Annotated in this window: 15 protein-coding genes and 1 tRNA gene; 6 read left to right on the plus strand and 10 right to left on the minus strand. The window is 67.1% G+C overall.

Annotated elements, in window-relative coordinates; genetic code table 11:
• Positions 1-207: 207 nt before the first annotated feature.
• Positions 208-714 carry a DinB family protein gene (locus QGG75_18170; GenBank protein MDP6069156.1) on the plus strand — a complete coding sequence of 169 codons (507 nt, stop codon included), beginning with the start codon at positions 208-210 and terminating at the stop codon, positions 712-714.
• Positions 715-758: 44 nt separating this feature from the next.
• On the opposite strand, the gene QGG75_18175 is transcribed toward QGG75_18170, so the two are convergent.
• From QGG75_18175 to QGG75_18195, 5 genes are all read right to left on the minus strand, one after another.
• Positions 759-965, minus strand: a complete 207-nt coding sequence (locus tag QGG75_18175) for a hypothetical protein (GenBank protein ID MDP6069157.1) — start codon at positions 963-965, stop codon at positions 759-761.
• Between the two features lie 205 nt (positions 966-1,170).
• Positions 1,171-1,839, minus strand: coding sequence for a DJ-1/PfpI family protein (locus QGG75_18180; GenBank protein ID MDP6069158.1), 669 nt, complete (start codon positions 1,837-1,839; stop codon positions 1,171-1,173).
• Positions 1,840-1,854: 15 nt separating this feature from the next.
• Complete coding sequence (locus QGG75_18185) at positions 1,855-2,832, minus strand: NADPH:quinone oxidoreductase family protein (protein ID MDP6069159.1); 978 nt, start codon at positions 2,830-2,832, stop codon at positions 1,855-1,857.
• The gene (locus QGG75_18190; GenBank protein MDP6069160.1) at positions 2,829-3,368 is read right to left on the minus strand and encodes a mismatch-specific DNA-glycosylase; all 540 of its coding nucleotides are present in this window, start codon (positions 3,366-3,368) and stop codon (positions 2,829-2,831) included. Before QGG75_18190 ends, QGG75_18185 begins: the two co-directional genes overlap by 4 nt.
• On the minus strand, positions 3,365-4,357 hold the full coding sequence (locus QGG75_18195) for an asparaginase (protein ID MDP6069161.1): 993 nt from the start codon (positions 4,355-4,357) through the stop codon (positions 3,365-3,367). The genes QGG75_18190 and QGG75_18195 overlap by 4 nt, the downstream gene beginning before the upstream one ends.
• A gap of 66 nt (positions 4,358-4,423) precedes the next feature.
• On the opposite strand from QGG75_18195, the gene QGG75_18200 reads away from it, so the two are divergent.
• The 4 genes from QGG75_18200 to QGG75_18215 are packed head-to-tail and all read left to right on the plus strand — an operon-like array spanning position 4,424 to position 7,953.
• Positions 4,424-4,957 carry an RNA methyltransferase gene (locus QGG75_18200; GenBank protein ID MDP6069162.1) on the plus strand — a complete coding sequence of 178 codons (534 nt, stop codon included), beginning with the start codon at positions 4,424-4,426 and terminating at the stop codon, positions 4,955-4,957.
• A gap of 47 nt (positions 4,958-5,004) precedes the next feature.
• On the plus strand, positions 5,005-5,541 hold the full coding sequence (locus QGG75_18205; GenBank protein ID MDP6069163.1) for an invasion associated locus B family protein: 537 nt from the start codon (positions 5,005-5,007) through the stop codon (positions 5,539-5,541).
• Positions 5,542-5,572: 31 nt separating this feature from the next.
• A complete protein-coding gene (rlmN, locus tag QGG75_18210) occupies positions 5,573-6,751 on the plus strand; it encodes a 23S rRNA (adenine(2503)-C(2))-methyltransferase RlmN (protein MDP6069164.1) in 1,179 nt (392 codons plus the stop codon).
• On the plus strand, positions 6,748-7,953 hold the full coding sequence (locus tag QGG75_18215) for an argininosuccinate synthase (GenBank protein MDP6069165.1): 1,206 nt from the start codon (positions 6,748-6,750) through the stop codon (positions 7,951-7,953). The genes rlmN and QGG75_18215 overlap by 4 nt, the downstream gene beginning before the upstream one ends.
• 312 nt (positions 7,954-8,265) lie before the next feature.
• On the opposite strand, the gene QGG75_18220 is transcribed toward QGG75_18215, so the two are convergent.
• Genes QGG75_18220 through QGG75_18240 form a run of 5 tightly spaced genes read right to left on the minus strand, consistent with a single transcriptional unit; the run spans position 8,266 to position 11,845 of the window.
• Positions 8,266-9,033, minus strand: a complete 768-nt coding sequence (locus tag QGG75_18220) for a VOC family protein (GenBank protein ID MDP6069166.1) — start codon at positions 9,031-9,033, stop codon at positions 8,266-8,268.
• Positions 9,034-9,051: 18 nt separating this feature from the next.
• Positions 9,052-10,305: a (Fe-S)-binding protein gene (locus QGG75_18225; GenBank protein MDP6069167.1), complete on the minus strand. Its 1,254-nt coding sequence runs from the start codon at positions 10,303-10,305 to the stop codon at positions 9,052-9,054.
• Positions 10,306-10,310: 5 nt separating this feature from the next.
• Positions 10,311-11,213, minus strand: coding sequence for a bifunctional methylenetetrahydrofolate dehydrogenase/methenyltetrahydrofolate cyclohydrolase FolD (gene folD, locus QGG75_18230; GenBank protein MDP6069168.1), 903 nt, complete (start codon positions 11,211-11,213; stop codon positions 10,311-10,313).
• A 16-nt stretch (positions 11,214-11,229) separates the two neighbouring features.
• On the minus strand, positions 11,230-11,580 hold the full coding sequence (locus QGG75_18235) for a DUF167 domain-containing protein (GenBank protein MDP6069169.1): 351 nt from the start codon (positions 11,578-11,580) through the stop codon (positions 11,230-11,232).
• On the minus strand, positions 11,552-11,845 hold the full coding sequence (locus QGG75_18240; GenBank protein ID MDP6069170.1) for a YggT family protein: 294 nt from the start codon (positions 11,843-11,845) through the stop codon (positions 11,552-11,554). Before QGG75_18240 ends, QGG75_18235 begins: the two co-directional genes overlap by 29 nt.
• 333 nt (positions 11,846-12,178) lie before the next feature.
• Between QGG75_18240 and QGG75_18245 the strand changes: the two genes are divergently transcribed.
• Positions 12,179-12,254: transfer RNA gene (locus tag QGG75_18245), tRNA-Ala, on the plus strand.
• Positions 12,255-12,581: the final 327 nt, after the last annotated feature.

Genomic DNA, 12,581 nt, shown 5'->3' on the forward strand with positions numbered 1-12,581 from the left:
CCATGGTGCGCTCGTTGCTCTACGAGGCGGCCTTAAGCCTGCTCACCCGAAGCAAGAAGCCGCCCCCCCCTTGGGGGGGCGGAGGCCAAGGGCGCGGATGCGCCCGCCCGGTGAGGGTCTAGCAAAGACAATCCGCGACTAGCGGATTGACGCCCGCCACCGGCGGTCCCATTCTAAGGGGCCGCCGGTTTGGTTTTGAGGTATTCCGTGTCCGCTTCCTGGAGCAGCTATTTCGGCCGCCTGGCGGCCTACAACACCTGGGCCAACCAGCGGCTCTTTGCGGCCTGTGGCGAGCTCGCCGAAAGCAAATACCTGAGCTCTCGCCAGGCCTTCTTCGGCACCATCCACGGCACGCTCAATCACATTCTGGTCGGCGACCGCATCTGGTTCGCCCGCTTGGCCGGGCGAAAGCCTGCCATCACGGCGCTGGATCAGCAGCTCTACGGCGACTTTGCCGGCCTGCGCGTCGCCCGGGTGGCCGAAGACGCCCGCATCGAGGCCTTCGTGCGCGATCTGGGGGAGGGCGATTTCAGCCGCCCGGTGGCCTACCAGAACCTGGCCGGCGAGGCTGACGAGCAGCCGCTGGAAGCTCTGTTGGGCCACGTCTTCAACCACCAGACCCATCACCGCGGTCAGGTCCACGACCAGCTCAGCCAGACCAAAGTGGCGCCGCCCGCGCTCGACCTCATCGCCTTCTTGCGCCAAAGCGAATAGAGGGAGCGGGTGGCCGGGCGATTTTTGATCTAATCCAAACGCCGTCAGACCCTGAGGTCGACGAGGCTCTGGGCCTCCTGGTGCTGTTCGGGGTTTTCCTGCTCTTGCTTGCGCCGACGTCTCTCGCGACGCTCGCGGCGGCGGTCGGCAGCCGTTTCGAAGGTCGACTTGGGCCCCTTGGGCGGTGGCGTCACCGGGTTGGGTTGCAGCACCGGCAGGGGGGCGGTAAGAGCATAGTTGATCTCGCTCATGATCAACTCCTTTCGACGATTCTTCGTCACTAGAGTGCTTTTGCTCCGCCATACCCAGCAAATCCCGGGCCAGCCTGACGATTGCGAAAAAATGTCTTTATTGCCAAAGGGTTAAAGTCTATCCAAGGGCATCCTTTGCCGGGCATTTTTTGCCCCTTGGGGCAGGAATTTCCGGGAAACTGGGCAGCGATTGCCGGGAAGGCATTCAGGAACCGGCTTGCTCCAGCTTGGCCATACGCTCCGCCATGATGCCGTCGAAGGCACCGCTGACGGCCTCGACCAGGGCCTCGGGGGCCTTCTGAGGCGCGCCGCAGGCAAAGGGCGGCTGGGGGTCGTATTCCAGGCTCAACTGGATGGCCTGGGCGACGCGTTCGCCGGCCTCACGGGCGGCCAGGTGGAGCGCCATGTCGATGCCGGCCGAGACGCCGGCGGCGGTGATCACCTTGCCCGCTTCGACGAAGCGTGCGGCCACCGGTTTGGCGCCATAGTCGGCCAAAGCCTCGAGGCGCAGCCAGTGCGTCGTCGCCTCGAGACCTTCGAGTACGCCCGCGGCACCGAGGATCAGCGAGCCGGTGCAGACCGAGGTGGTCCAGCGGCTGCCGGCGTGGATGGCGCGCAGCCAGCTCAACAGACGTTCGTCGGCCCTGGCGCGTTGGTCGCCGGGGCCGCCGGGCACCAGCAGCACATCGGCCAGCGGCACCTCGTCGATGCTTTTTTCCGCCAGCAGCGTGAGTGCCCCGGTATCGCAGGTTACCGGCCCCCGCTGGCGGCCCACGAAGCTGACCTCGGCACCGCGCAACTGGGCCAGCACCTCGTAGGGCCCGACGGCATCCAGCGCCGTCATGCCCGGGTAGACCAGGATGGCTATTTTCATGTGTTGCCCTCTCCCTCAGCTCACCTCGATCACTACCTTGCCGGTCGACTTGCGGCTGATGATGAGATCCAAGGCCTGGGCCACCTCGTCGAGGGGGAGCGTGTGGCTGACGTGGGGGTCGAGCCGGCCGGCCTCGTACCAGTCCACCAGCTGGCGCATCGAACGGCCGGCGATCTCGGGCTTATGGATGGCGTAGGAGCCCCAGTAGAAGCCGATAACCGAGACATTCTTTACCATCACGATGTTGGTCTTGACCTGGTTCCATTGGCCGCTGGCGAAGCCGATGATGACGATACGGCCCTCCCAGGCGATAGAGCGCATGGCGGCGTCGAAGGCCTCGCCGCCTACGGGATCGTAGACCACGTCGGCGCCCCGGCCGTCGGTCAGCTCCTTCACCCTTTGGCGCAAGTCCTCCTTGCTGTAGTCGATCAGCTCAGCAGCGCCGCGCGCGGCACAGACCGCCAGTTTCTCCGGTGACGAGGCGGCGGCGATCACCCGGGCCCCCATCTGGGCCCCGATCTCCACCGCCGTCAGGCCGACGCCGCCGGCCGCGCCCGTTACCAGCAGCGTCTCGCCCTCTTTGAGCCCGGCCCGGTAGTCGAGGCCGACGTGGCTGGTGCCGTAGGCGACGGGAAACGAGGCCGCCGTGACGTAGTCCATCTTGGCCGGCAGCGTCACCACCGAGGCGGCCTTGCAGACCGCCTGTTCGGCATAGGCGCCCAGGCTGGTGGAGCCGACCACGCGGTCGCCGGGTTTGATGCCGTCGACACCCTCGCCGACCTCCAGCACGTCGCCCGCCGCCTCCATGCCGGGCACGAAGGGAAAATCGGGCTTGACCTGGTAGCTGCCCTGAATCAGCAGGGTATCGCCGAAGTTGACGCCCGCGGCCTTGACGCCGATGCGCACCTCGCCGGGGCCCAGCTCGGGCTCGGGCGCCTCACCGACGGTCAGCTTGTCGGGCCCGCCCCATTCCGTGCACATCACCGCTTTCATGTCTTCTCTCCGTGCCCATTTTTGACAAAGGCCGCCAGTTCCAGCCAGGGCGCCTCGTCCCAGTAGCGCCGGGCCGCGCCCGAGGTCGAAGGAAGCACAAAAAGCGCCGTGCCGCCACTGGGACAACCATTGGGGCCGCTCGCGGCGTTTTCGAATCTGCCGTAGTCGACCGCCCGATCAAGAAAGGCCTGGGCCGCCCGTTTGCCGTTGAAGGCCAGCGCCCGCGGCGCCCAGCGGGCAATCTTGGCGGCCAGCGCGGCCGGGTCGTCGGCGCCGGGGCCGAGCGAGGCGTCGGGGCCGCTTTGCCGTTTCGCCAGGTCGGTGAGGCCGATACCGAAGCTCGGCAGCAGGGCGAATTCGTGGGGCGCGAGCTGGCGTGCGGTGAGGCCCGAGTGGGCCAGGATCCACCAGAAACGGTTGCCCGGCCCGGCGTAGTAGGCACCGGCCCGGGCCGAGGCGGTGCCGGCGGCGGAGCCGCAAATGACGATTTTGAGACCGGGGCCCAGGACGTCGGGGAGAACCTCGGTCACCTTCATTCGGGCCAGCCGGCCGCGCCTCGGATAACACCTGTTTCCAGGCCGCGCCAGTTCTTCAGGATCGGTTCGGCAAGAGCCGCCAGCGCCGGTGACAGGGGATCGCTCAGTTGGCCCAAGTGCCTGAGCAACGCCACCATGGCCACTTCGGCCGCCCGCGAGGCGCCGTCGTCGGCCTTCAGTGCCAGGCCCAGCCCGGCCTCGGGCAGGGCCGCCACCATCACCCCCTCGGCCCCGGTCTTGACCAGCACGCGGCCCGAAGTGGCCTCATTGAGGGCGGTACAGAAACGTCCCGTGCCGGCCACCATGAAGGGATGCGCCGCCATGGCGCGCCGCACCCGGGCCAGCGCCGCCTGGCGCCGCGGTGGCGTCCCGTCGCCGCTGGAGAAGCGGGCGAAGGCCCGTGCCAGGGCGGCCAGCGGTAGCCCGAAAGTGGGGATCGAGCAGCCGTCGATGGCGCTGGGCGCGGCGGCCAGATCGCAACCGGCCAGCTCGCCCAGCAGGCCGCGGACCCGGCGCTGCACGGGGTGGTCGGCGGCGACGTAGCCGGCCAGCGGCTCACCCAGGTGGCGGGCCGTGGCCAGCATGGCGGTGTGCTTGCCCGAGCAGTTGTTGTGCAGCGGTGTGAGTTCCGCCGGCGCCGCGCCACCGAGCGGCGCATGGGCGCCGCATTCGAGGTCGGCGGCACTCAGCCCCAGGCGTTCGAGCCAGGCGCTTAAGGCTGCCAGGTGGCGGGGCTCGCCGCTGTGCGAGGAGCAGGCCAGCGCAATCTCGGCCTCGCTGGCACCACATGCCTCGGCGGCGCCGCTTTCGATCAGGGCCAGTACCTGCAGCGGCTTGACGGCGCTGCGCGGGAAGACGGCGGCGTCCGCGTCGCCCCAGGCGGCCCGCGGGCCGTTGGCATCGGCCACCGCCGCCGCCACCCGGTGGCGGCTTTCGACCAAGGGGCCGCGCAGCACTTCGACGGCCAGGGGGTTGGCAGGCTTGGTCATGCGGGCCTCGGGGGGTAGTCTCGGGTGGGTCGGGGCACAGATTGGGGCTTTGTGGAATCAAAACGCATGCGCGGCTACTTCGGCATCGGCGTCGAACGTTTCAGCAAGCCGGCCAACGCCGGCAACCTGTTTCGCACGGCCCATGCCTTCGGCGCCGGGTTTCTCTTTACCATCGCCAGCGACATAAATCCCGGCAACATTGCCTCCGACACCAGCGAAAGCTGGCGCGAGGTACCTTTCTACAGCTTCGCCTCGCCGACGGCGATGGAGCTGCCCCAGGGCTGCAGCCTGGTCGGCGTCGAGCTCAGCGACCAAGCGGTCGAGTTGCCCAGCTTCCGCCACCCCCGCTCCGCCGCCTACGTTTTGGGGGCCGAGCGCTATTCGTTGTCGCCCGAACTGGTCGAGCGCTGCCACCACGTGGTGCGCATCCCCACCCGCTTCAGCCTCAACGTGGCCACCGCCGGTGCCATCGTCATGTACGACCGGCTCATCGCCCAGGGCCGCTTTGCCGGCCGCCCGGTGGCGCTGGGCGGGGCGCCGCAGGAGCTTGCGCCCCATGTCCGTGGCGAGCCGGTGCGCCGCCGCCGCGGGCCCGCTTGAGCGCAGGGGCTTGGCAGGGCTGGCCGACTTGGGTATCTAAGGGGACCATGAATCGCACCCTCGCCTCTCTGCTGGTCGCCGGCCTGGTGCTTGCCGCCCAGGCGGCCACCGTCGCCGGCGCCCTGGCCGCGCCCAAGCCCAAGCTGCTGGGCGAATACCGGCGCTGGGATGCCTTCGTCTACACCGAGAACAAGGCCAAAGTCTGTTTCATCCAGGCCGACCCGGTCGACAAGGCACCCAAGAACGTGCGCCGCGGCCAGGTCTACGTGCTGGTCACCCACCGGCCCAAGGAGAAGGCGCTGCACGTGGTCAGCTTCTACACCGGCTACAACTACAAGAAGGGCTCGAGCGTCAAGGTCAAGATCGGCGACAACAAGTTCACCCTCTTCACCGAGGCCGACACGGCCTGGAACGAAGACGCCAAGGGCGATGACGCCATGATCAGGGCCATGATCAAGGGCCACACCATGATCGTGAAGGGCCGCTCGAGCCGCGGCACGCTGACCACCGACCGCTATTCGCTGGCCGGTTTCACCGCTGCCCACCGAGCCGCCAATCGGGCCTGCAAGGTCAAGTTCAAGTAGCCGCGGGGGGGGCGGAATTCGGCGCCACACCATGTCAGACGCCGCTCGCCAGCAGCACATCGACCAGCCCCCGGGGAATCTCGACCTGAGCGGCATGACGCGGCCCGAGCTGACAGCGGCGCTGGCCGGCCTGGGCGTGCCCGAGCGCGCGCTCAGCATGCGCACGAGCCAACTCTGGCATTGGCTCTACTACCGCGGCGTCACCGATCTTGGCGCCATGAGCAACGTCTCGAAGGAGATGCGCGCCCGCCTGGCCGGTGCCGCGCACATCGGCCGGCCGCGCCTGGTGGCCAGCCAGACCTCGGCCGACGGCACGCAAAAGTGGCTCTTGGAGCTGGCCGACGGGGCGCGCCTCGAAAGCGTCTATATCCCGCAGCAAAACCGCGGCACGCTCTGCGTCTCCAGCCAGGTCGGCTGCACCCTCAATTGCCGCTTTTGCCATACCGGCACCCAGCCGCTGGTGCGAAATTTGTCTTCGGCCGAGATCGTCGGCCAGGTGTTGCTGGCCCGCGATCAGCTTGGCGAGTGGCCGACGCCGACGCTGGAGCGGCGCCTGATTTCAAACGTCGTGGTCATGGGCATGGGCGAGCCCTTGTACAACTACGACAACGTGGCCCAGGCGCTGGCCGTGATCATGGACGGCGACGGCATTTCCATCTCGCGCCGCCGGCAGACGTTGTCGACGGCCGGCGTGGTGCCGGCCATGGACCGGGCCGGGCGCGAGCTTGGCGTGCTGCTGGCGGTGTCGCTGCACGCCGTCAGCGACGACTTGCGTGACGAGCTGGTGCCGCTTAACCGCAAATATCCCATCAAGGATTTGCTGGCGGCCTGCCGGCGCTATCCCGGCTCCTCCAATGCGCGCCGCATCACCTTCGAATACGTCATGCTCAAGGGCCTCAACGACAGCCCGGCCGATGCCCGGGCGCTCTGCCGCCTGATTGCCGGCATTCCGGCCAAGATCAACCTGATCCCCTTCAACCCCTGGCCCGGCGCGCCCTACGAATGCCCCGACTGGCCGGTCATCGAGCGCTTCGGCGAGATCGTCAACCGGGCCGGCTACGCCTCGCCCATCCGCCTGCCCCGGGGCCGCGACATCATGGCGGCTTGCGGCCAGCTCAAGTCGGCCAGCCAGCGGGCTGGCCGCCAACCACGCCCCGCCGGGGCCGTCAGCTATACTGCGCCACGATCTGGCAGGGAAACCGGAACATGACCCGTAACGTCAAGAAAGTCGTGCTGGCCTATTCGGGCGGGCTCGACACCTCGGTCATCCTGAAATGGCTGCAGGAAACCTACGACTGCGAAGTCGTCGCCTTCACCGCCGACATCGGCCAGGGCGAGGAGCTCGAGCCGGCCCGGGAGAAGGCCGAGTTGCTGGGCGTCGGCGAGATCTACATCGAGGATCTGCGCGAGGAATTCGTGCGCGACTTCGTCTTCCCCATGTTCCGCGCCAACGCGCTCTACGAGGGCCAGTACCTCTTGGGCACCTCGATCGCCCGGCCGCTGATCGCCAAGCGCCAGATCGAGATCGCCGCCGAGACCGGCGCCGACGCGGTGGCCCACGGCGCCACCGGCAAGGGCAACGACCAGGTGCGCTTCGAGCTCACCTGTTATGCCCTCAACCCCGACATCACCATCATCGCGCCCTGGCGGGAGTGGGAGCTCTCCTCGCGCGAGGAATTGATCGCCTTCGCCGAAAAGCACCAGATCCCCATCCCCAAGGACAGCCGCGGCGAGGCGCCCTTTTCGCAAGACGCCAACCTGCTGCACATCTCCTGCGAGGGCAAAGCGCTGGAGGACCCGGCCCAGGAGGCCGGGGAATACGTCTACAGCCGCTCGGTGGCGCCCGAGGCGGCACCCGATGAGCCGACCTACGTAGAGATCGAATTCGCCGCCGGCGATGCCGTGGCGGTGGATGGCCAGCGGCTCAGCCCGGCGGCGCTGCTGACCCGGCTCAACGAGCTCGGCGGGGCCAACGGCGTCGGCCGGCTTGATCTGGTGGAGAACCGCTTCGTCGGCATGAAGTCGCGCGGTATCTACGAGACGCCGGGCGGCACCGTGCTGCTGGCGGCGCACCGCGGCATCGAGAGCATCACGCTCGACCGCGGCGCGGCGCACCTCAAGGACGAGCTCATGCCGCGCTACGCCGAACTGGTCTACAACGGCTTCTGGTATGCGCCGGAGCGCGAGATGCTGCAGGCGCTCATTGACCGGAGCCAGGAGCGCGTCAACGGTTTGGTCCGGCTCAAGCTCTACAAGGGCAGCGCCAGCGTGGTCGGCCGCTCGTCGCCGGATTCGCTCTACAGCCTCGAACACGTCACCTTCGAGGAAGATCAGGTCTACGACCAGCGCGATGCCGAGGGCTTTATCAAGTTGAATGCGCTGCGCTTAAGGCTGCTCAATCGGCGGGGGTAGGGTAAGCCCTGCCGCTAAGATCAATCGATTGATCTTAGCTATTGTCACCTGGTGTGGCCCTCATTTGTCCTCCCCGCGCAAGCGCGTGTGAAGGAATCGGGCCGCCGTCTAAACATCAGAAAAAACACCCCCTCCCTGATCCTCCCCCATCAAGGGGGAGGGAAGAAAGCAAGGGCCACGGCCGGTTTTCGCTCCCTCCCCCCTTGTGGGGGAGGGTCGGGGTGGGGGGGCGGCAGCAGCATTTGACGCCGCTGCGCTATTCCTTCACACGCTCTTTCGCGGGAATGACAAACTACCAAAAAGCGCCGCCGCCTACGCCAACCGCACCCGCATGCCGCAGAGCATGAATGTGTTGTCGCCGGTCTTGAGGCCGCGGCGTTCGGCCTCGGCCATGATGGCGGGGCGGTTTTGCGGGCTGAGGATGAGGCCGCCGACGCCGGGGCCGCGGCCGTCCTGGTCCTTGACGAAGCGGAGCGTGGCGTTGTCGAGCGCGATGCGGGGGCCGTGGCTGGTTTCGTCAAGTACCGGCCGGTCGAGCACCTGGGCCCAGGTGGCGGCCAGGCCGGCCGGGTCGTCGCTTTGCACATCCAGGCCCACCATGGCGCTGGTGACGTTGGTCAGGACGTGCTCGGGCCACTTGGGGCCGGCCCATTCCCAGGTCGCAATTTCGTCGTGGTACTCGGGGCCCGTGGCCATCGAATCGAGGGACAAAATAGCGCCGCCGACGTCGGCCGGGTGGAAATGCGTGGCGAAGGCCGTGGGCCCGTCGTGGCGCCAGACGTCGCGGATGCCCATGGCGTTGACGCGCTCGCGATGGGGCAGCGCGTCGTCGCACTGCACGATGACCATGTAGCCGCCGTTGCCGCCGCGGCGCTCGAGATAGCGCCCGGCCGTGGTGCCTTCCTGCTTGGGCGCCACCACCTCGAGAAAATTGCCGCCGATCGCCAGCAGCGCGTTCTCGAGCTCGAACTCGCCGACGCCGGGGTCGTTGTAGCAGACCTCGAGGCCGAGCACCGAGCCGATCTCCTCGACGGCGGGGTCGAGGTTTTCGGCCACGAAAACGAATTGACGCAAGCGCATGGGTTTTCTCCTTGGGTGTCAGGCCGGGCCTTTGAAGCCGGGCTCGGGCAGGATCTGGGATTCCAGGAAAGCCACCTGGTCGTCGTCCAACTCGTCGCCCAACACAGCCCGAATGCCGCCGGCCAGGCGGATCTCCTTGTAGAGGTCGCGGCGGGGCTCGAGACCAAGAGCCTCGGCCAGAAGCTCGGTGTAGTTGCGCGCCTCGAACGGGTGTTCGGCGCGGGCGGCGGCGAGCTGGCGGTGGCAGCTATGGTAGATGCTGACCACCGTGTCGGCGCCCGTGGCCTTTGCTGCCTCGGCCAGGGCGGCGTGCTGGCGGGCCTGGCGCTCGGGGAAATTGCGCCCCAGCGAGCCGCAGGCATAACCCACATACTCGGCCTGGCTGGGCAGCAGTTCGAGTTCGGGGATGGCGCTCAGCAGGCGGCGCACGGCGGCGTTGACGGCGGGCAGGCCGGCGTGCTCGTGCAGCAGCACGCGGGCCGGCACGGGCTTTACGAAAGCCGCCCCGAGGGCCTCCAGGCGGGCGGCCAGGAATTCCGTGAAGTGGTCCATCGCGAACCCCGCCTCTTCGAAGTCGTGGCGGTTGTCGCCGAACTGCACGTGGCAGGTCGGGCACCAGGACAGCACCGTCTTGCCGCCGAGCTCGCGGAAGCGTTGGTAGGTGTGGCCGGCGATGCGGTCCGAGGTGGCGACATCGCCGCCGGCGAACTGCAATATGCCGCAGCAGTTGGGGGTGCCGCCGATCAGGGCAAAGGAGACGCCGAGCGTCTCCAGAATGTCGATGGCGCCGAGCAGCAGCTGCGGCGTGCGCAAGACGTTGCAGCCGGTATAGAAGGTCACGTCCGCCGGCGGGTCGCTGCCCCGGTTGATGCGCTCGAAGATCTCGTCCGGCATCTGCAGGCCGGCCAGCAGGCGCACCGCCTTGGCCATGCCGCGGAAACGCCGGGCCGCGCTTTCGGCGCCGGGTTCGGGGTCTCGGCTCCGCAGCTTGAGCCGGTTCAGCCACATCCAGCGCCGCACGTTGAGGCCCTCGGGGCAGGCCGCCAAGCAGGCGCCCGTGCCGTCGCAAGCCTCGACCCAGGATTCGGCCTCTTGATCGCCGGCGCCGCTTTCGCTGAGCTGCTTGAGGCCGGCGCTGATGCTTTCCGCCCGTTCCTTGGGCAATTCGATCTCGGCCGCCACCGGGCAAACCCGCAGACAGTCACCGCAGGCCGTGCAGCGTTCGGCGATGGCGCTGGCGGCCTCGGCCAGGTGGGCGGCGTAGTCGGTCACCGTGCTCAGACTTCCGGCACCGCGACGCCGTGCTGGCGGCAGGCGGCGATCAGCGTGTTCGAGAGCAGCACGGCGATGGTCATGGGGCCGACGCCGCCGGGCACCGGCGTGATGGCGCCGGCCACCTGGGCTGCCTCGGCGTACGCCACGTCGCCCACCAGCCGGGTTTTGCCTTCGCCCGCGTCGATGCGGTTGACGCCCACGTCGATGACCGTGGCGCCGGGCTTGATCCAGTCGCCGCGCACCATCTCGGGCTGGCCCACGGCGGCCACCAGGATATCGGCGCGGCGGCATTCCTGGGCCAGATCCCGGGTGCGCGAATGCGCCATGGTGACGGTGCAGTGTTGGGCCAGCAGCAGCGCCGCCATGGGCTTGCCGACGATGTTGGAACGCCCCAGCACCAGCGCCCGCAAGCCCTTGAGCTCGCCCAGGGTGTCGTGCAGCAGCATCAAGCAGCCCCTGGGCGTACACGGCACCATGGCGTCCTGGCCGGTGGCCAGGCGGCCCGTGTTGATGACGTGGAAGCCGTCGACGTCCTTGGCCGGATCGATGGCGTTGACCACGGCGTGCTCGTCGATCTGGTCGGGCAGCGGCAGTTGCACCAAAATTCCGTGCACGGACGCGTCGGCGTTGAGCTCGGCCACACGGGCCAGCAGTTCGGCCTCGGTGGTCTCGGCCGGCAGGTCGAACTTGAAGGAATTCATGCCGGCCTCGACGGTCTGCTTGGCCTTGTTGCGGGTGTAGACCTCGCTGGCCGGATCCTGGCCCAGCACCACCACGGCCAGCCCCGGGGTGAGCCCGTGGCTCGCCTTGACCTCGGCCACGGCCGCGCCGATGCGTTGGCGCAGGCCGGCGGCGAAGGCCTTGCCGTCGATAACGGTGGCAGTGGCGGCGGCGGTGTCGTTCATCGTGGCCTCGAAACCATCAGTCCAGATATCCCTGCTGCTTAGCCCATCCCCGCAACCGCTTCAACTGCTCGGCGTCGGTGCTGACAAAGACGCGCTTGTGGCGTTGTTTGGCGCCGGCTTCGATGCTCAGCGCCGAGGTCGGCAGCCGCCACTCGCGGGCCAGCAGCTTGACCAGGGCGGCGTTGGCTCGGCCCTTCTCGGGCGCAGCCGTCACCCGCACTTTCAGGGCCGGGCCGTTTTTGCTGGCCATGGCGCCGTCGATGCCGCTGGCGGCCGCCTTGGGCGTCAGGCGCACAACTATGCGGACGCCGCCGGGGGCCGAGACGAACGGCGAGCCCTCAGCCCAGCATCCTGGGCGCGAGGTCATGGCGCAACAGGTTTTGCACGAAATAGAGCAACAGGATCAGCAGCACCGGCGAGATGTCGATGCCGCCCAACAGCGGCACGATGCGCCGGATCGGCCGCAGCGCCGGCTCGGTCACGCGGTGCAGGAAATCGCCCGCCATGTAGACGAAACGGTTTTGCGTGTTGATGACGTTGAAGCTGATCAGCCAGCTCATGACGACCCAGATGATGAGCACCCAGACATAAAGCGAGATGATGGTGTCGACCAGGGTGAGGATGGCGTACATGGGCGGTTCCGGCTGCGGACGAAGGGGCGGGCGCGAAAGCGGGGCCACATTACATCACAAGCCCCGGCCCAGGCCAGCGCCGCGGGCGCTGGCTTGACAGTCCCGGGCGCCATACCCATTATCCCGGCGCACTGGCGGGGCCGTAGCTCAGTTGGGAGAGCGCGACGTTCGCAAGGGATAGTGCGCAGAGATTATTGTTTAGTTACAATAGGTTAGGGTATACAAAATCTTCACGGGAACGATACGGGTATAATAGTGAACCTAGAAACGTGAACCCAGATGCGAAGTTTGGGTGTTCTCGTTGTAATGTTATACTAGGTTTCTGGTTGTTCTGGGGCAGTAGCTCAGTTGGGAGAGCGCCACGTTCGCAACGTGGAGGTCGTGAGTTCGATTCTCATCTGCTCCACCATTTCTTTTGTGTCTCAGCGTCCCGTAAATGAGTTCTAAAGGGTGTTCCAAAACTTCTAGGTATCACCACACCCTAGACGATCAGTATCGTCTTACGGCCCTCTTAAAATCATTCACGATTCCCCTGTTTTTTCGTTTTTTCGTTTAGATCACATCAACTGTGGTTCCGCCACCTTACTGTCCTCATCAAAGTCCAGTTGGCCGTCTATACTATAAAGGAATATTCTTCTTTCGTCATGTGTCCACCGTTAAGAGTTTTTTAAACTTTCTCTTGTAATGGTGGGCTCTCTGCCCCACCACAGAATCTCTTCGAAGGGTTAGCATGCGG

This window comes from Alphaproteobacteria bacterium (assembly GCA_030740435.1).
In the GTDB taxonomy this organism is placed as follows: domain Bacteria; phylum Pseudomonadota; class Alphaproteobacteria; order UBA2966; family UBA2966.